The following is an 18,152-nucleotide window of genomic DNA, read 5'->3' on the forward strand; positions in this document are numbered from 1 at the left end:
AGTTCATTCGACATAGATCAACTAAATCCTGCAAAAATGGATATTAAGCCCTGTGAACTATTTTAGCACATGAATCTTAGCGTTCTTCCGCAGGCTCTTCCTGTATTCGTACAACATATCATTTAGTTTAACCCAGAGCGGTGTGTACCGCGTATCTTCTTCGTCCAATGTCGCAAACCAATTCTTCAATACTTTCTCGGTATCCCTGCCGTCCTTACCGTCTCCGCGTAGATAATCATTACTGGTCATGTTCTTATAACCGACATACTTACTGGGGCCGAACTGATCCAATTCGGAAATGTAGTACCAATGCGTAAATTGACTCAACTGGTCATTTACATCCCTGCCAGCCTTCAGATCAGCATTGAATTGTTTCACATTATCGAGCACTTCATCTAGCTCCGTTACAAGCACATACATGATTAAGTCACCTCACAAAGTTCGATAATAAAGATTTCGGCAATAATCGATGAATCCCCTTCTCCTAGTAGTATAGGCTCAATAAAGAAAGCGGAGGCGAACCCCCGCAATTGTCATTCCTATTTCAGCTTTACCATCCGCTTCTTTGACGGTAGCAGTCTCTTAATTGGCGAAGCCATGGTATGCTGATTCTTCAAGTCATTGTTCGTCAGTGCTACATATCGCTTCGTCATCTCCAGTGTGACGTGACCCAGCATCCGTTGCAGAGCCAGTGCATTCCCGCCTTGACGCAGGAACAAGATCGCGAACGAATGCCGCAGGTCGTACGGGACAATATGCGTTCCAAGCTTCTTGCAATAGAATTCAATCCTGTCTCCCCATGTATGCCGATTTAACGCCTTACCTTCATAGGTGCAGAAGATGGGAACTGATTCACCCCATTCCTCTGGTCTAACAGATAACAATTCCGAAATTACCTTAGCCGTTTCGGGCGAATAATGTAGCGTGCGTGAAGCTTTCGTTTTAGCCGTCTCCTGCCTTACTTCGACTTCCAATGCACGGATATTAAAGTCCGATTCCAGAAGCGCAAAAGCCTCTTTTGGACGTATGCCAGTGTCCAAAAAGAACAACATAAGTGCTTGATCGCGCAACCCCGTATAAGTGCTTGTATCGGGTGACATCAGTAGCTCGCGGATCACGTTCTCATCCAGATTGACAATGCGGCCTTCGGCTTTCCGTTTCTTGAAGTTCAGCAGCGGATTATCATCGATCATCTCTTTGTCAGCACACCAGTTAAAGAACGTGCTTAGATACACAAGCCGATTATTATAAGTAGCTGGTTTAATACCGTCCTCGCCCAGATAATCGTATGCGCTCTTTTCCAACGCTTCTGCATCCCATGGTTTGCTTGCTTCGGGATATCGACGGAAGAATCGATTTACATGTTCCCTGTAGTCCTTCATCGTCTGTTCGGAAATGCCCTGCGCTTTCTTCCATATCAAGAACTGTTCAAGTGCCAACTCATATGATGCTGGAGCCGCCTTCTTCACCTTAGTTAAACGTCCTGCCATAACAAAAACCTCCTTCATCATCACCTGAGTTTTACCCCAAGCACTGCGAAGGAGGATTCATGCTTTCACTTGTGATCCTGTGTACCTGAACAGCCCAATTCAGATACACAGGACCAAGCGATTATGTACGATTTAGCGAATGTTCACTAAAGGGCCGAAACCCTAAGAAATCAAGTGGTGCCGAGGACGGGGGTCGAACCCGTACGGTAGTCACCTACCGCAGGATTTTAAGTCCTGTGCGTCTGCCAGTTCCGCCACCCCGGCATGGTGATGCTAAGACAAATGGTGGGCCCTGAGGGACTCGAACCCCCGACCAATCGGTTATGAGCCGACCGCTCTAACCAACTGAGCTAAGGGCCCTCGAAAAACGTTTATTTAAACGTATTTGATCGATAAGTTTGGTTGCGGGGGCAGGATTTGAACCTGCGGCCTTCGGGTTATGAGCCCGACGAGCTACCGGGCTGCTCCACCCCGCGACGTTAACCATTTGAGCAGTAGCTTCTTTAAATGGCGACATGAATTAATATACTATAGGTCAATACTTACAGTCAAGCATTATTTTCTAAATTATGCTACGGGAGAAAACGCACCCCATATCGTCCCTTGCGCGAGCGAAAAACCTCCACCTCACGAGGACAGTCATAGCCATAGATCCACCAGTCATTTTCCATACGCTTCACCAAGCATCCCGCTTGAAATTTCGTTTCATACAAACGAAGCCAATATACCCATTTCATAAAAAGCACGCCTCCAGTTGCGCCGATGTTGCGTATAGAATACCCAAAAATATGCGAATACAAGCATGTCCTGTTCTTAGCTATTCCATGTTTCGGGTATACTAGTCATAACAAGCAATCAATTTGGAAGGAGATGAATGCAATGCTGTTCGGTATTGCCCTATTCCCAGAGAAGGAAGTTCAGGACGCCGCCAATAGCTGGCGTATCCGTCATGATCCGCATTACTGCCATATTCCTCCCCATATGACCCTGCGGGAAGCGGAGGACTGGAGCGATGAGAAGCTGCAGCAAGCCATTTCACATGTAAAAGCTGTGGCCGTCCAGACCCCACCGTTCCTGATGACGTTCAATCGCGTATCAACCTTTTTTCCTGTAAGCCATGTCCTCTATTATGCGCTGGAAGATCCCGCTCCGGTCATTAAGCTGCATCAGGAGATCTGCAGCGGACCGCTAGCCATTACGCAGCCGAAATACGTGTATACGCCGCATGTCACGATCGGACAACAGTTGGCCGAAGGCGAGCTGCACGATCTTCACGGCAAACTGAAAATAAGCCAAATCCGCTATACAAGCCACGTAGACAGAGTCCACCTGCTCTACCAGACCGACCAGGGAGCCTGGACGGCTTATCAATCTTTTCAATTGGAGGGGTAGCCCAAAGAACCCTCATTTACAAAGAAAAGCCGCTGTTCGGCCTGTAGAGGCTGCACAGCGGCTTTAATCATTCCTTATTCTTCAACTGCCACTTCATCAACTGGAACTTCTTCCACTTCCACATCAATTTCCCCAGCAGCAGCTTTGACGGCTTCTTCTTCCGTCATCGTTCTTGGCATAGGCATAGTACCGATGGAACCGTCGCCTCCACCTTCGTTCGTTTGCTGAAGAGCGGCGTTGCCTTTCGTTTCCCACTCAGCGAGTGCTTCCTTCGTCGTCTTTGTTCCGTTTATGACTTCTTGGAACAGCTCATAGCCGAAGCTTTGTGCTTGCCATAGACCCGGCTTCTCACGATGCAGCTTGTCGTCATTGTTGGAGAGAGGCGGCAATGGTTTGAGCGATGTGAATGCATCGATATTGTACGTCAAGTCGCCAACAGGCTTCAGGAACTCCTTGCGCGCTACAAGCTCGTAATTGCTTCTCGATTTCAGCTTTGCCCAATCCTTGCTGTTCGAGAACTTGATGAAGTCCCAAGCGCCTTCCGGGTTTTGAGCCTTTGAGTTAATGCCCATCAGCTGGCTGAGGCCGATATTGCCGCCCGCATCCGGATTTGCTGCGCTTACTGGCACTGTCACAACATCCCAGTCTACCATTTCAAAATCCTTGATATTCGCCGCATTGTCGTTTGCTCTGCGAAGCTCGTTCACATAATACGATTCGCTGATCATCATCGCAACGTTGCCGCTCAGGAACAGATCGCCGAAGAATGGATCGAATGGCGCATCCGGGCTGCTGCTTCTCTTCTCATACAGCTGATTCATATATTGCTGATCTGGAACGATCTTATCTTTGTGAAGACCGTAGACCGAATCCCATACTTTCAGCCATTGATCGTTGTTAACCAGCATCGTCTCGCCTTTTTCATCCCAGTAACGAAGCTGCAGAGCATTGCTATAGTAGCTTGCATCACTGAACGGATCATTGGCCCAGCGATTGAAGGAGAATCCGAATACGCGATCCTCGCCTTCTCCGCTCGCTACCTGGCGCGCTTTATTGAAGACATCCTCCCATTGCATTTTGTCCGTAGGAGGTTCGATATTCATTTCTGCAAAGATCTTTTTGTTATAAAAGAGTGCCGAAGACGTAAATGTAGGCGTCAGCGCATAGATGTTGTTGTCGCCTACCGACTTGATGCCGTCGATGACTGTTGGCACATAGTCGCTAATATCAAATTTATCCTTCTGGATCATCGGATCCAGCGGCTGAAGCAGATTGTCTTGCGTAAAGCGGCGCAGCATGTTGTAATCCAGCACCACTACATCAACAGGGTTTTGGCCTGTCATCATTTCTTTCATTTTTTCATAAGGATCCGGCTGTTCTTGTTCCTTGCCAGGCTCGGTCTGTACGTAACGCTGATCCTCGTGGTTGATCGCACCTACAATTTCGAACTGTACGTTCGGATTCTGCATCTCGAACATATCCGTATACTGCTGGCGGAAGTAAGGCTCGTTATCAGCACCGCCGTAAAGCACGCCGATACGTATGACGGATGTCTCAGCCTTAGACGGATCATTGCCTCCGCTGCATGCGGACAGCAAGCCGGTAAGGAGCGTGAGCGTCAGAGCAATCGTCGTCCATCTTGAAAAACGAGATTTAATATGGCCATTTTTATTCATTGCCACTACCTCCTAATGATTTTGGCGAAGAGATCACAATCCGCTCTCCGTCGAATTCCATGGATGCCTTATCTTTAATGCCCAATGCCGTAAGATACTCCTTCGGCACCTGAAGCCGTCCGACCCGGTCCACGACCACGTATGCTTCATGAACGGAATTGAGGTTTCGGCCCGCAGACTGAATTAAATCCCCCCCATCCGTAATATTGGGATTGCGCTTAATAAATTCCGTACTAGTGAGACCGTCACGTATGGCCACAACGCGGTCAACCTTGCTTGCCAAGGTCATGTCATGCGTAACAATGACAATCGTGATGCCGATCTCTCGATTCAGCTTCCGGAAGATGCCCATAATCATGTCGGATGTAGTGGTATCGACAGAGCCTGTCGGCTCATCCGCTAGCAGAAGCTTGGGACGGTTCGACAGTGATATGGCAATTGCAACCCGCTGCTGCTCGCCGCCTGAGAGCTGATGCAGCTTGTTGTGCATCCGCTCCTTCAAGCCAACCCACTCCAGCAGCTGCTTGGCATATGCGCGGTCCGTCTTGCCGGAAAGCATCATCGGCATCTCCACATTCTCAAGCGCGCTCAGATAAGGCAAGAGGTTGCGGGCATTGTTCTGCCAGATAAAGCCGACCGTATCCCGCTTGTACTGTACCAATTCCTCTTCCGTAATTTTGAGCAAATCCCATGGACCGACTTTGACTTGACCGGCTGATGGCCGGTCAAGTCCTCCAAGTGTATTAAGAAGCGTCGATTTGCCGCTGCCGCTGTTGCCGATAATCGCCATCAGCTCGCCGTCTTCGACAGTCAGATTCAGACCTTGAAGCGCAACGACCTCGAGATCGTCGGTTTTGTATATTTTGACTAGTCCTTCGCAATGGATCATTGGCCGTTAACGCTCCTCTCCCATTTTCACTGCTTGATGCACCTTCAGTCTGCGGATATGCAGGAAGAGCAGCCCCGCGCCGACCAGCATCATGACGCCTACGACTACGAAGAGTTGATTCGTATCCCTCGCCTCGAAGATGACGCGGAACGGCGGAACCGTCTCTGCGACATTCTCTGTCGTCTGCAAGAAAGGCAGGAAGAGCTTGCTGACCACTTTGCCGATCAGAACGCCGAGTCCGATCGCTAGGCCTGCTGTAAACAGCTGCTCCAGAAGAAGCATGCCGGTCAACTGCTTGCGAGATAATCCCATCGCACGCAGGACACCGAATTGTACGACCCGGCCCGACAGGTTGAAGAACCAATAGAGCACATAGCCCGCCAGCGTAATGACTACCGATACTAGGAAGCCAAGGCTCAGGATGCCGAATACGCCTCCTCTTGTCGGGTGCTTCGATTGGGTAAGGAGCTCGCTGCGAACGTCTTTAATGCTCGCAATTTCCATACCAGCCTTTTGCAGCTCATCGACGATTGGCGCGACAAGCGCGTCAGGCTTCATTTTCAGCCACACGTTGTATGGCATAATCGGAATCTGATCGAAGATATAGTCCAGATTCGTAATGATGAACGGCGTCTTATCCGGGTACTGGCTAGGCCAATATGGCAAGATGCCGACAACCGAAAACTCAATCATTCCGTCCGGGAAGCCAACGGAGACGATATCGCCGAGCTTCAATTGATATTTGTCTGCGACGCCTTTTGGAATAATGGCCGCATGCTCGAATAACCCCAAATTGTGCAAATAGTAATTCGGATGCACCGGATAGAGATCGTCACGGAACCAAGCTACTTCCGAAAAATCCTTGTTGTCGATGCCGACAATATTACCTTGGCCGATCGACTTTCCGGAGACTACGATGTTGCCTTTTGTCGTCAAGACACGGGCAGCCGCTTCGACACCTTCCAGCTGACGGTAGATCTCGAACGGCGGTTCATTGTACAAAATGCGGGATGGCACGCCGCCACCGTTGCCGCCTCCACCGCCATTTCCGCCGCCGCCGTTGCCACCGCCGCCGCCTCCGTTGCCGCCTCCACCGCCGCCGCCGCCATTTCCTCCACCCCCGCCGCCAGACGGTTGCTGAGTTATTTCCGGCGATCCATGCCATACGGTCTCAATAATGACATCTGATCCGTATTTATATAGGGTGCGCTCCGTCGAGTTCAAGTCGATGGTTCTCGCCGCCGAAGCATTGTAGACCCCAAGACCAAGTGTCAATACGAGCAGAATCATCAGCGGATAATAGCCCTTTGATGAACGTGATAGCTGAGTAAGCGTCAAATAGAGCGGAACCGGAAGGAACTTCCGTCCCAGCCAATTGAACAGCTTCAGCAGCCAAGGGAACAGCCGCAGGAAGAATAGGCCCAGCGCGAAGATCGAGAGCGCCGGTACGAAGAACAAGAACGGCTGAACGTTCAGCTGATCCGTTGTCATACCCGTCTTGAACGTCAGCATCTGACGTTCGTTGAACATATACCAGCCATAACCGGCTGCCGCCAGCAGGAGCACATCAAGGAACCACCGCTGCCAAACCGGCTTGCGGTCGGAGCGTGCCAGGTCCTGCTTGTAGCTGACGATGGAAGCTCTGGCATACATGATGGCCGGGATAACCGTCGCCATAATCGCAAGCAATACGGCGCTGCCGCCGGCAATCATCGCTTCCGTCGAGAAGCCTACCGGAATAGACTTCCGGTTGACGAAGGACAGGAAGCCGTTGGCGGAGCCGATGCTCTTGGCCATGAACCAGCCGATGAACGGCCCTAGCCCAAGCGCCACCGCGCCAAGCAACAATCCCTCAAGCAGATAGATCCATATAATCTGCCTGGTGCCGGCACCCCGGCTTCGAAGAACGGCGATATCGCTGCGCTGTTTGTCGAGCGATTGGCGCGCGTTCATCGCGATGAAGAAGAATACCATCGCAATCATCGGTGCGGCGAGCGTGAAGAGCAGCGTCTGCAATTGAAGGCTCTGCTTCTTGAACTCCGTCAGGATGGAAGCGAATGAAATTTCCACACGCGTATCCTTCAACCGTTGATACAGCTCGATATCCAACCGGTTAAGCGTACGTCCCAGCGGGGACAATTGGCTCGTCTTCACCTCGGACAGGTCGAAGGAATAGTACCAGCCTGCATTATGAAGCGGAATTTTGTTCTGCTCCATCAGCACCTTCTGGAAGGTATCCTCATTGACTTGCAGGGTGTTGAACAAGCTGTCGAAGCCTTGATACCAATATTCATCCGACGCGTCAAGCGGATTGACTGCGCCGACAATCTGAACGCGAAGCGTCAGGTTCAGACCGCCATATACCGGGTATTCGAAAATATCACCGATATGTACGTCATTGCGGAACATCGCTTCTTCCAGCATGACCGCTTCAATAAGATCCGACTTGCCCGCGCCGTCCTCGAACCAGCGGCCTTGCACAATCTCTGCATGGTCCTTCAGTTCCGTCAACGACATCATCGTCAGCTGGCGGTTACGGCCGGCATCGACCGTTGTTGGATCTTCAGGCACGACATCGGCACTGCGAATGGAGTAGTTTTTCAAATACGTCGTGTATGTAAAGCCGATGTCTTTTGGCACTTCAGATTTGATGTATTCATCCAGGGTGGACAAAGCGCCAAGCTCCGTCGCTTGTCCTGGAGTAGACTGATAACGTATTAGCAGGGAGCCTGCGGGCATGCCTTCGCTCTTCTCATTCAATGACTCGGCTACTACCCGCTTAAGCGCCCCATCCGCATACATCGGTATGCTCGTCGCGAAGGCGACGGCCAAGATCAGGCCCGCCAGCGTACTTAACGTCAACCATCGCGTATTCCACATTTTGCGGAATAAGAATCGAAACAGCGGAATACCCATGGGCTATTTACCTACGACTTTCTGTCCCGGCTTAAGCCCTTGTAAAATTTCCACTTGGGTATGCGTCTGCTGGCCTACCTGGACATCCACCTCGCGTTTGCCGTTTTCATCAGTCACCTGGACATAAGTACGCGTCCCGATGTTGCGGAGCGTCGATGGCGGAATCACAATAGCGTTTTCGGTACGTTTCATAATGACATTGATGGCTACAGGCGTGCCGCGGTTCAAGTCCTTAGGCAGTTTCGGAATATCCAGCAGCATAAAGTCTTCCGGACGCTCAGGCTTGTTTTCGCCATTGCCGCCGCCAGGGAAGCCGCCTCCGCCGTTGTTCTGCTCGGTCGATTTGACCGGCAATTGCTTAACCTTGCCTGTTAGCTTGCCTACGCCTGTAATGGTGACTTCCACTTCCATGCCTACCGCAACCTTCTCTAGCTCGGTTTTGGTCAGCTTCGAAGCCGGCGTAATCAGCGAAGTGTCCGCTACGATCGCGATAGGGTCATATGCCTTCACCGTGTCGCCCTTCTGAACGTTAAGCGATACGATTGTACCGGCGAACGGCGCAACCAGCGTCGCTTTAGCGATCTCTTCTTCAAGGTCAACGAGCTTCTGGCGCTTCTCTTCGAACAGGATCTGCTGCTCCTCGAATTCGAGCGGCTCCATCGTGTCGCGGTCCCGAAGCGTCTTCTTCATCTCGTTCTCGTCGCGGCGGAACGATAAGCGATCGTTCCTCAGCTGCTTCTCCAGCTGCTCAACGTCCAGCTCCGCGATAATATCGCCCGCCTGAACCTTGTCGCCTGTTTTCACATAGACCTCTTGAATATGCTTCTCGCCGAGGGTGAAGTACAGCGTTTCTTCCTCCATGGAGATGAGCTTTCCCGTCAAAGGTACGCCTTGCACCAGCGTGGCAGTTGTGACCTCATATTCCGGTTTCTTCGAGATTTGCGCCGGCACAATCTCCGGCAGCACTTCTTCTTCTTTTTCCTTAGGCAGCAGCGAGCAGCCGCTTGTAAATACAATTGTCGTGCTCATTGCAACTATCAATGAACGTTTAAATAAACTTCCCGTCCACCATTTCATAGACATGATCGGCAACCTCCAAAATTGTAGGATCGTGTGTAGTCATACAGATAGAGACATTTTCAGTGCGAATAATATTTTGAAAGACTGCCATGACTTGCGCAGACATCCCCGTATCCAGCTCGGCCGTCGGTTCGTCGGCAAGCAGCAGAATCGGCTTGTGCGCGATGGACTTGGCAATCGCAACACGCTGCTGCTCGCCCCCGGACAGCTCGAACGGACGGTGATGCATCCTCTTCTCAAGTCCTACCAGCGTCAGGCATTCCTCAACGCGTTCCTTCCATTGCGCTCGCGGCATACCCGCCATGCGAAGCGACAGCTCTACATTCTCCCAGGCAGACAGCAGCGGCATCAACGCGAACGCCTGAAAGATAAATCCCATATCTTTGCGCCTGACGAGCGTTCTCTCGTCGTCGCTCTTCGTGCTGAATGGTTGGCCGTTGAACACGATCTCGCCTTTGCTCGGTGTATCGAGGCCTCCAAGACAGTTAAGCAAGGTCGTCTTGCCGGAGCCTGAGCGCCCCTTCAGCATGACGAGCTGCTGCTGCTTCACTTCCATCTGAATCCCTTTCAAGACATGCAAAGACCTGCCTCCAACCTGGAAGATTCGTTCAACCTGGTTGACAGACAGCAATGTTTCACCGATCCCTTGCGAAAGCCTCTCACTCGTTTTCTCCCGCTGCACGGCTTCCTCTGTTTGAGCCTCTTGATCATCGTTAATCTCGGCATTTTGCATGATGGCCATAGGCTTCCCCTCTCCCCCAATCCTCTACCTAAAACTTCATAATTCTAATCTACACACATAGACGGTGCAAAGTATAAAAAAGTTACGAATAGTGACATGTTTTTCTAAAAGTTTTTTTCAGCTAACCTTCAGCTATCACGCAAAAATCCGCCCCGGCCAAAAAATCCATAGCCAGAGCGGATATCCCGCTTCTATTGCTTCACTTTGAAGTGCGCCACCGAGCTATTAAGCTCCCGGACGATCGCATCCAGTTCCTTCGATGAGGACGAGATGCTCTCCATAAGCGCAAGCTGCTCCTCCGTCGCTGCCGCGACGCTTTCTGTTTTCTCCAGATTGACGACCGCGCTTGTTGCGCTTTGCTCGACCGAAGCGCTCACTTCCTCGGAGCTTGCCGACATTTGCTGCGTAATTGCAGAGTTTTCCTGGATCTGCTGCGTCATTTGCGTAATCGACGCCGCAATCAGATTCAGGTTATGACTAACGTCCTTCATCCGTTCTCCGCCGTACTCCACTTGCTGCATCGTCTCTCTCATATAGCCCGATGCGCCGGATATCTCCTGTTGCGTTAGCGTTACCAGATCGTTAATATGCTCTGCCGACTCCAACGAGCTGGCTGCAAGCTTGCGAATCTCGCCGGCAACAACCGCGAATCCGCGTCCGTGCTCGCCTGCACGGGCTGCCTCGATGGAAGCATTCAGCGACAAAATATTCGTCTGATTGGAGAATGCTGTAATGTTCTCGGCAATAGCGCCAATCTGCTGCGACCGATTCTCCAGCGTGCCGATTGTATCGGACAGCTTCGTAATTACTGTCTTAATCTCGTCCATCTGGCCTACAAGGCGATGGAGCGCATCCTGTCCTTGATCCGCCTGTGCCGTTGTGACATTCGATTGATCTGCAATATCCGATGTATTCTCGGCGATTCGGCCGATGCCTACCGCCATCTCTTCAATCGCTCGCGACATCTCCTTCGCACCGCGCGCCTGGCTCTCGGAGCTGGTCGCCACTTCTTGAATGTTCTGCGCGACATTCTCCGAAGCTGAAGCAGACTCGCTTGCCGCGCTTGCAAGCTGCGAGGACGACTCGCTAACCTTGCGCGTGTTGCTCATAATTCCGGTGATCAGACCGTTCATGTTCGCAATCATATCGTCAACCGAACGCGAGATTTGGCCAAGCTCATCCTTAATGTATTTGCGGTCGGGCTCCACAGTCAGATCGCCTTCGCCGACCAGCTTGGTCTTCCTCACTACAGAACGGATCGTATTCATAATGAACTTGATCATCATGGCCGAATATCCGATGAGCAATGCCGCAACTACAATCATGGAGATCAGAGTCGACAGCTGGTTTTTATCCAAATCCTTTTCAATTCGTTTAATCGTCTCTTCAGCATGAATGTCCATGCTTTCGCCCACTTCGTCGATGCCGCTCCGGCTTAGCCGGAAGTCGCCTTCGATCTGTTCGCTGATCTCGGCCTTGCCGTCCTCTGTTGCCGAATACGCTTCCGTGAACCAGTTATTGAACGCGGTGTCGAAAGCATCGAAGATTTCGCCGGCCGTCTTCCCGGACGCGCCATGAGCCAGATGAAGCAAATCGGCCTTCTCCATCAGCGCCTTGGCGGCCGCTATGCGCTCAGTTGCCTGATCCTTGTTTTCTGACATATCCGTTTGTGCTGAAATAAACCGTTCATGCTCCAGCTTGCCGGACTCGATTTTGAGATAGGCGACATAAGCTTGATACATGTCGCGGTCCGCATTCAGAATCAACGATTCGACCTGATTTGCATTCTCATAGATTTCTTCCGCCATAATATTAAATGTCTTTCTTTCCTCGCCCAAGACATACAGGACGGACACCGCGTAGCACAGCAGCGGCAGCACTGCCATGACCGCAATCTTCCATCGCAACGAAAAACTCATCATTAACCCCCAACCTTCCACAGTTCTGTAACTATCTATACTTATATCGGTCTATTGCCTTATAGAAAAAAGGAGGGGCTGCAAATTTTTAAAGAATATTGTCGAATTTTGAAATAGACCGAAAGAATGCGCATTCTCGGGTGCGATGGCACCAAAAAAAGCGTACCGTCTCATCCAGACAGTACGCTTATCTTTGCTAAGTGGCTGTTACTTGCCGAACGACTCAGGATCGTTGCGCCAGGCTTGGAGCGCTGCAACGTCTGCTTCTGCAACCTTGCCCATTTGAACCGCCGTTTCGATCAAAGCCGAATAATTCGAAAGCGTATCCAGGGTAAATCCGTCATTCTCGAACGCTTGAGCCGCATGAGGAAACTGGTAGGTAAAGATCGCCAGTACAGCGCTGACTTCAGCCCCTGCCTCACGAACCGCCTGTGCCGCCTTTAGCGAGCTGCCGCCGGTCGAGATCAGGTCCTCGATGACGATGACCTTCTGACCTGGGACAATTCGGCCTTCGATTTGATTTTGCTTGCCGTGGCCCTTTGCTTTGTCGCGAATGTAAGCCATCGGCAGGTTCAGCTTCTGAGCAACCCATGCAGCATGCGGAATGCCCGCTGTCGATGTCCCTGCGATTACTTCCGCATCCGGATAACGCTCGCGGATAATCGTTGCGAAGCCTTCGGCAACCAGGTCGCGAATATCCGGATACGCCATTGTCAGGCGATTATCGCAGTAGATTGGGGATTTCAGCCCCGATGTCCAGGTAAAGGGTTCATTCGGACGAAGTGCTACCGCTCCGATCTCCAGCAAACTCTTTGCAATCTCGTTAGGCAGAGACGCCAATGATACGTTACTCAACCGAAATCAGCTCCTCGATAATAGTTTCCAATGCTTCGCGCGGCTGCGCTGCCGCTGTAATCGGACGGCCAATGACCATATAATCCGTGCCTTGGCGCAGCGCCTCGGCAGGCGTCATAATGCGGGACTGGTCGTTCAGCGCGGCTCCGGCGGGACGAATGCCCGGCGTGACCGTCTGGAAGGAAGCGCCCAGCGCCGACTTAATGGCCACCACCTCGGAAGGAGAAGCCACGACACCGTCAAGGCCCGCTGCCTTCGCTAGGGAAGCGTAGCGAAGGACCGCTTCCTCTACCGTGCCTCCGATACCGATCTGGTCGTTCAGAACCGACTGGCTCGTGCTGGTTAACTGGGTTACCGCGATGACAGCCGGCTTTGCCGCACCGCTGGACAGCGCGGCATCCACGCCTTCAAGCGCCGCTTCCATCATGGCTTGTCCGCCGCCCGCATGCACGTTGAACATATCAACGCCAAGCTTCGTCACGCTGTTTGAGCCGCCTTTGACCGTATTCGGGATGTCGTGCATCTTCACGTCCAGGAAGACATAATAGCCGCGTTCCTTCAGACTAGATACGAATGTGGGACCCGCCGCATAGAACAGCTGCATGCCAACCTTCATATAGCAAGGAATTCCCTTCAGCTCCTCGATCAGCTTCTCGGCCGCAGCAGCTTCCGGGTAATCCAGCGCCACCATTACGCGCTTCGCCGCTTGTTCTCTCGTCAGTTTCACAGCCATGTCCCCCTCTATATAGTGTTGAAGCTTCTGAGGCGCTTGCACGCCCCAGAAGCTTCGTCTTATTGCTTACTTCTGTACAACCGGCATGGCGTGCGAGGAGAAGTTGATTGTCTCCATCATGTTCAGCAATGCGCGGACCGTATCCAGCGAGGTCATGCAGACCACACCGTTCTCGACCGCTTCGCGGCGAATACGGAATCCGTCGCGTTCCGGCGTTTTGCCTTTCGTCAGCGTGTTGACGACGAATTGGGCTTTGCCTTCGCGTACCAGATCCAGGATGTTCGGCGAGCCTTCGCTCAGCTTGTTCACACGGGTCACATACAGACCTGCCGCTTCAAGCGCGTCAGCCGTACCGCCGGTTGCGATAATTTTGTAACCGATATTGTAGAATCCGCGGAGCAGCTCCGTAGCTTCCTCTTTGTCCTTATCCGCAACGGTCGCCACGATGGTGCCCGAAGTCGGAATCTTCATACCTGCGCCGATAAGTCCTTTGTATAGAGCTTTCGCATATTGCACATCGCGGCCCATAACCTCACCCGTCGATTTCATCTCCGGTGTCAGCGTCGGGTCTACGCGGCGCAGCTTCGCGAAGGAGAATACCGGTACTTTGACCGATACGTATTCGTCTTCCGGCCACAGACCGTCTGTATAGCCAAGCTCGGACAGCTTCGTGCCCATAATCGCTTGTGTCGCCAGGTTGGCCATCGGCAGGCTCGTTACCTTGCTCAGGAACGGAACCGTACGCGAGGAGCGCGGGTTAACTTCGATGACATAAGCCTTTTCCTGATGGATGACGAACTGGATATTAACCAGACCGATGACTTTAAACTCTTTAGCAATCTTAATCGTAATATCGACAATTTGCTGTTTGATATCGTCGGACAGCGATTGCGGCGGATAGACCGCGATGGAGTCGCCGGAGTGAACGCCTGCGCGCTCGACATGCTCCATTATACCCGGGATAAGCACCGTCTCGCCGTCGCAGATCGCGTCGACTTCCGCTTCCTTGCCCAGCATGTAGCGGTCAATCAGAACCGGATGCTCCGGATTGATCTTCACAGCCACTTCCATGTAGCTCAGCAGCTCTTCGTCGGAGTAGACGATTTCCATAGCGCGTCCGCCCAGAACGTAGGATGGACGTACCAGCACCGGATAACCGAGCTTCTGCGCCGTTTCAACCGCTTCGTCGACCGAAGTTACAGTGCTGCCGTCAGGCTGTGCGATGCTCAGCTTGCGAAGCAGCGCTTCGAACTTCTTGCGGTCTTCGGCAGCATCGATGCTCTCCAGGCTGGAGCCCAGAATGCGCACGCCAGCTTTGGCAAGCGGAGCTGCCAGGTTGATCGCTGTCTGTCCGCCGAATTGAACGATGACCCCGATCGGCTTTTCTTGCTCGATGACGTTCATGACATCCTCGAAGAAGAGCGGCTCGAAGTACAGGCGGTCGGATGTGCTGAAGTCGGTCGATACCGTCTCCGGGTTGTTGTTGATAATAACCGCTTCGTAACCCGCTTTTTGAATCGCCCATACCGCATGGACAGTGGAGTAGTCGAACTCGATGCCTTGGCCGATACGGATCGGTCCGGAGCCCAGCACCAGCACCTTCTGCTTCGTTGTCTCTGTTACTTCATTCTCAACTTCATAAGTCGAGTAGTAGTAAGGCGTTGTTGCTTCGAATTCCGCTGCGCATGTATCAACCATTTTGTATACAGGCTTCAAATCGTTTTGCAGACGGAACTCGCGTACTTCCGCTTCTGTCGTATGGCTGCCATTCGGGAAGCCTTCCTTGCGGATTTCTGCGATAGAGCGGTCGGAGAAGCCTTTGCGCTTCGCTTCGTACAGCGACTGAACCGACAGCGTCGCTTCCTTGCGCAGACGATCCTCGAATGCCACGATGGATTGAATTTTGTCCAGGAACCACCAGTCGATGCTCGTAATGTCTTGCAGCTCTTGCAGCGAGAAGCCGCGGCGGAACGCTTCCGCTACGAGGAACATGCGCTCATCGTCCGGCTTAGCCAGGCGCGTGCGCAGCACGTCTTCCTCAAGGGAAGTTGCGTCTTTCAAATGCAGGCGGTGAGCCCCGATCTCCAGGGAACGTACAGCTTTATGAATCGACTCTTCGAATGTACGGCCGATAGCCATAACTTCGCCAGTCGCTTTCATTTGCGTGCCCAGCTTGCGGTTGGCGTTGACGAACTTGTCGAACGGCCAGCGCGGGATTTTCGATACGATATAGTCGAGCGTAGGCTCGAAGCATGCATAAGTTTGGCCTGTAACCGGGTTTACCAGCTCATCCAGGGTGTAGCCGATTGCGATCTTCGCAGCCATCTTCGCAATCGGATAGCCAGTCGCTTTGGATGCAAGCGCTGAAGAGCGGCTTACGCGCGGGTTAACTTCGATAACATAGTATTGGTAGCTATGCGGATCAAGCGCGAACTGAACGTTGCAGCCGCCCTCGATGTTCAGCGCTCTGATGATTTTCAGAGATGCGGAACGCAGCATTTGGTATTCACGGTCGGAAAGTGTTTGGGATGGCGCGACAACGATACTGTCGCCTGTGTGTACGCCAACCGGATCGAAGTTCTCCATGTTGCAGACCACGATACAGTTGTCGTTCGCGTCACGCATGACTTCGTATTCAACTTCCTTCATGCCGGCGATCGATTTCTCGATCAAGCATTGGTTGATCGGGCTGTAGCGGATGCCGGAAGCTACGATCTCGCGCAGCTCTTCCTCGTTCGCGCAGATGCCGCCGCCCGTGCCGCCCAGCGTGTAAGCAGGACGTACGATGATCGGGTAGCCAATGGTGTTCGCGAATGCTACCGCTTCTTCTACCGTGGTAACGATGTCGCTGTCCGGTACAGGCTGCTCCAGCTCACGCATCAGCTCACGGAACAGGTCGCGGTCTTCCGCTTTCTCGATCGCTGTCAGCTGTGTGCCGAGCAGCTTCACATTTTCGCGTTCCAGCACGCCTGCGCGCGCCAGCTCAACCGCCATGTTCAGGCCGGTCTGTCCGCCGAGTGTAGGCAGCAAGCCGTCTGGACGCTCTTGACGAATGATTTGGCTTACGAATTCAAGCGTTATCGGTTCGATGTATACTTTGTCAGCCATGTTCGTGTCGGTCATGATCGTAGCCGGATTGCTGTTGATCAGAACAACCTCATAGCCTTCTTCCTTCAGCGCTTGGCAAGCTTGAGTGCCGGCATAATCGAATTCCGCCGCTTGTCCGATGACAATCGGGCCGGACCCGATTACGAGAATTTTTTTGAGTTCATTATTTTTGGGCATACTGAAGCTCTCCTTTCAACGTCTCCGACAACACAGCCTGACGAGGTTTTTGTGGGTTGTTTTTTTTGTGCGTGCGGATCATCTCCAGGAATTCGTCGAACAGATAGCTGGAGTCGAACGGTCCCGGTGCCGCTTCCGGATGGTACTGTACGGAGAAGGCAGGGAACTTGCTATGTTTAAGTCCTTCGATCGTTTTATCGTTGTTGTTGATATGTGTAACTTCCAGCTCTGTTCCTTCAATCGAGGAATCCACTACTGTGTAGCCATGATTTTGGGAAGTGATGTAGCAACGGTTCGTCGCCAGTTCCTTAACCGGATGGTTGCCGCCGCGATGGCCGAATTTCAGCTTTCCTGTATCCGCTCCGCAAGCCAGAGCGAACAGCTGGTGACCCAAGCAGATGCCGAAGATCGGAATTTCGCCCAGCAGCTCGGAGATCATTTTCACCGCATGCGGTACATCTTTCGGATCCCCAGGGCCATTGGACAGCTGGATGCCGTCCGGAGCGAGGCGGCGAATCTCGTCTGCCGTCGTGTCGTGAGGCACGACTACAACGTCACAGCCGCGCTGCGTCAGCTCGCGCAGGATGCCGCTTTTCGCGCCGAAGTCAACCAATACGATGCGTTCGCGATTGCCTGGGCTTGAAAACACATGCTTGGTCGATGTGCGCGCAACCTGGTCTGTCATCAGAGTGGACAGGTTCAGGCGCTCTGCCAGTTCTTCTACGCGCTCATTGCCCGTTGTAATCAGGCCTCTCATGGTGCCGAAGTGGCGCAATTTGCGGGTAAGCATACGTGTATCGATGTCGCTGATGCCTGGAATGCCGTATTCCTTCAGCAGTTGGCCCAGCGAATATTGGGCGCGCCAGTTGCTTGGCACCGGCTCATGGCGGCGTACGACAAAGCCATGAATGTACGGACGGATCGCCTCGAAGTCATCGCGTGTAATGCCATAGTTGCCGATCAGCGGATACGTCATGGTAACGATTTGTCCGCAGTAAGAAGGATCGGAGAGAACCTCCTGATAACCTGTGATGCCTGTATTAAATACAACCTCGCCCATCATCTGCGCTTCTGCGCCGAAGGACAAGCCGGTGAATAACGTTCCGTCTTCCAACAATAGTCTTGCTTGCATCCGTATCACTCCTCTGGTGTTCTTCTTTATGCTTAAAATGGAT

13 protein-coding genes and 3 tRNA genes are annotated in these 18,152 nt (G+C 52.3%); 1 reads left to right on the forward strand and 15 read right to left on the reverse strand.

The features are described from left to right. Nucleotides 1–57 precede the first annotated feature (57 nt). The 5 genes from D3P07_RS01100 to D3P07_RS01120 form a co-directional block, all read right to left on the reverse strand. Nucleotides 58–420 (reverse strand): hypothetical protein, encoded by a 363-nt coding sequence (locus D3P07_RS01100; RefSeq protein ID WP_259391284.1) that lies wholly within the window; start codon nt 418–420, stop codon nt 58–60. Between the two features lie 119 nt (nt 421–539). Continuing rightward, entirely contained in the window at nt 540–1,490 is a 951-nt protein-coding gene (locus tag D3P07_RS01105) for a site-specific integrase (RefSeq protein WP_220482003.1), read from the reverse strand. 175 nt (nt 1,491–1,665) lie between these two features. Continuing rightward, nucleotides 1,666–1,754: transfer RNA gene (locus D3P07_RS01110), tRNA-Leu, on the reverse strand. 19 nt (nt 1,755–1,773) lie between these two features. Next, nucleotides 1,774–1,850 (reverse strand) — tRNA-Ile (locus D3P07_RS01115). 39 nt (nt 1,851–1,889) lie between these two features. Beyond that, nucleotides 1,890–1,966: transfer RNA gene (locus D3P07_RS01120), tRNA-Met, on the reverse strand. Nucleotides 1,967–2,369: 403 nt separating this feature from the next. Here D3P07_RS01120 and D3P07_RS01125 point away from each other — a divergent pair. Then, on the forward strand, nt 2,370–2,882 hold the full coding sequence (locus tag D3P07_RS01125) for a 2'-5' RNA ligase family protein (RefSeq protein WP_119798257.1): 513 nt from the start codon (nt 2,370–2,372) through the stop codon (nt 2,880–2,882). Between the two features lie 74 nt (nt 2,883–2,956). On the opposite strand, the gene D3P07_RS01130 is transcribed toward D3P07_RS01125, so the two are convergent. The 10 genes from D3P07_RS01130 to D3P07_RS01175 form a co-directional block, all read right to left on the reverse strand. After that, complete coding sequence (locus tag D3P07_RS01130; RefSeq protein ID WP_259391285.1) at nt 2,957–4,558, reverse strand: ABC transporter substrate-binding protein; 1,602 nt, start codon at nt 4,556–4,558, stop codon at nt 2,957–2,959. Next, entirely contained in the window at nt 4,551–5,447 is an 897-nt protein-coding gene (locus D3P07_RS01135) for an ABC transporter ATP-binding protein (protein WP_119798258.1), read from the reverse strand. The genes D3P07_RS01130 and D3P07_RS01135 overlap by 8 nt, the downstream gene beginning before the upstream one ends. A 6-nt stretch (nt 5,448–5,453) precedes the next feature. Next, nucleotides 5,454–8,363 (reverse strand): ABC transporter permease, encoded by a 2,910-nt coding sequence (locus tag D3P07_RS01140; RefSeq protein WP_119798259.1) that lies wholly within the window; start codon nt 8,361–8,363, stop codon nt 5,454–5,456. A gap of 3 nt (nt 8,364–8,366) precedes the next feature. Beyond that, a complete protein-coding gene (locus tag D3P07_RS01145; protein WP_119798260.1) occupies nt 8,367–9,446 on the reverse strand; it encodes an efflux RND transporter periplasmic adaptor subunit in 1,080 nt (359 codons plus the stop codon). Further along, entirely contained in the window at nt 9,412–10,185 is a 774-nt protein-coding gene (locus D3P07_RS01150) for an ABC transporter ATP-binding protein (RefSeq protein ID WP_119798261.1), read from the reverse strand. The genes D3P07_RS01145 and D3P07_RS01150 overlap by 35 nt, the downstream gene beginning before the upstream one ends. 191 nt (nt 10,186–10,376) lie before the next feature. Then, nucleotides 10,377–12,107 (reverse strand): methyl-accepting chemotaxis protein, encoded by a 1,731-nt coding sequence (locus tag D3P07_RS01155; protein ID WP_119798262.1) that lies wholly within the window; start codon nt 12,105–12,107, stop codon nt 10,377–10,379. A gap of 204 nt (nt 12,108–12,311) precedes the next feature. Then, the gene (gene pyrE, locus D3P07_RS01160) at nt 12,312–12,959 is read right to left on the reverse strand and encodes an orotate phosphoribosyltransferase (protein ID WP_119798263.1); all 648 of its coding nucleotides are present in this window, start codon (nt 12,957–12,959) and stop codon (nt 12,312–12,314) included. Beyond that, on the reverse strand, nt 12,952–13,686 hold the full coding sequence (pyrF, locus tag D3P07_RS01165) for an orotidine-5'-phosphate decarboxylase (RefSeq protein ID WP_259391286.1): 735 nt from the start codon (nt 13,684–13,686) through the stop codon (nt 12,952–12,954). Before pyrF ends, pyrE begins: the two co-directional genes overlap by 8 nt. A 72-nt stretch (nt 13,687–13,758) precedes the next feature. Further along, nucleotides 13,759–16,977 (reverse strand): carbamoyl-phosphate synthase large subunit, encoded by a 3,219-nt coding sequence (carB, locus tag D3P07_RS01170; RefSeq protein WP_119798265.1) that lies wholly within the window; start codon nt 16,975–16,977, stop codon nt 13,759–13,761. Next, nucleotides 16,964–18,109, reverse strand: a complete 1,146-nt coding sequence (locus D3P07_RS01175) for a carbamoyl phosphate synthase small subunit (RefSeq protein ID WP_119798266.1) — start codon at nt 18,107–18,109, stop codon at nt 16,964–16,966. Before D3P07_RS01175 ends, carB begins: the two co-directional genes overlap by 14 nt. Nucleotides 18,110–18,152: the final 43 nt, after the last annotated feature.

The organism is Paenibacillus sp. 1011MAR3C5 (assembly GCF_003591485.1).
Taxonomy (GTDB): domain Bacteria; phylum Bacillota; class Bacilli; order Paenibacillales; family Paenibacillaceae; genus Pristimantibacillus.

Coding starts and splice junctions, on each gene's coding strand:
- D3P07_RS01135 (WP_119798258.1), bottom strand. CDS start 5,447: ATGATCCATTGCGAAGGACTAGTCAAAATATACAAAACCGACGATCTC.
- D3P07_RS01150 (WP_119798261.1), bottom strand. CDS start 10,185: ATGGCCATCATGCAAAATGCCGAGATTAACGATGATCAAGAGGCTCAA.
- D3P07_RS01130 (WP_259391285.1), bottom strand. CDS start 4,558: ATGAATAAAAATGGCCATATTAAATCTCGTTTTTCAAGATGGACGACG.
- D3P07_RS01175 (WP_119798266.1), bottom strand. CDS start 18,109: ATGCAAGCAAGACTATTGTTGGAAGACGGAACGTTATTCACCGGCTTG.
- D3P07_RS01140 (WP_119798259.1), bottom strand. CDS start 8,363: ATGGGTATTCCGCTGTTTCGATTCTTATTCCGCAAAATGTGGAATACG.
- D3P07_RS01155 (WP_119798262.1), bottom strand. CDS start 12,107: ATGATGAGTTTTTCGTTGCGATGGAAGATTGCGGTCATGGCAGTGCTG.
- D3P07_RS01145 (WP_119798260.1), bottom strand. CDS start 9,446: ATGTCTATGAAATGGTGGACGGGAAGTTTATTTAAACGTTCATTGATA.
- D3P07_RS01105 (WP_220482003.1), bottom strand. CDS start 1,490: ATGGCAGGACGTTTAACTAAGGTGAAGAAGGCGGCTCCAGCATCATAT.
- D3P07_RS01100 (WP_259391284.1), bottom strand. CDS start 420: ATGTATGTGCTTGTAACGGAGCTAGATGAAGTGCTCGATAATGTGAAA.
- D3P07_RS01125 (WP_119798257.1), top strand. CDS start 2,370: ATGCTGTTCGGTATTGCCCTATTCCCAGAGAAGGAAGTTCAGGACGCC.
- carB (WP_119798265.1), bottom strand. CDS start 16,977: ATGCCCAAAAATAATGAACTCAAAAAAATTCTCGTAATCGGGTCCGGC.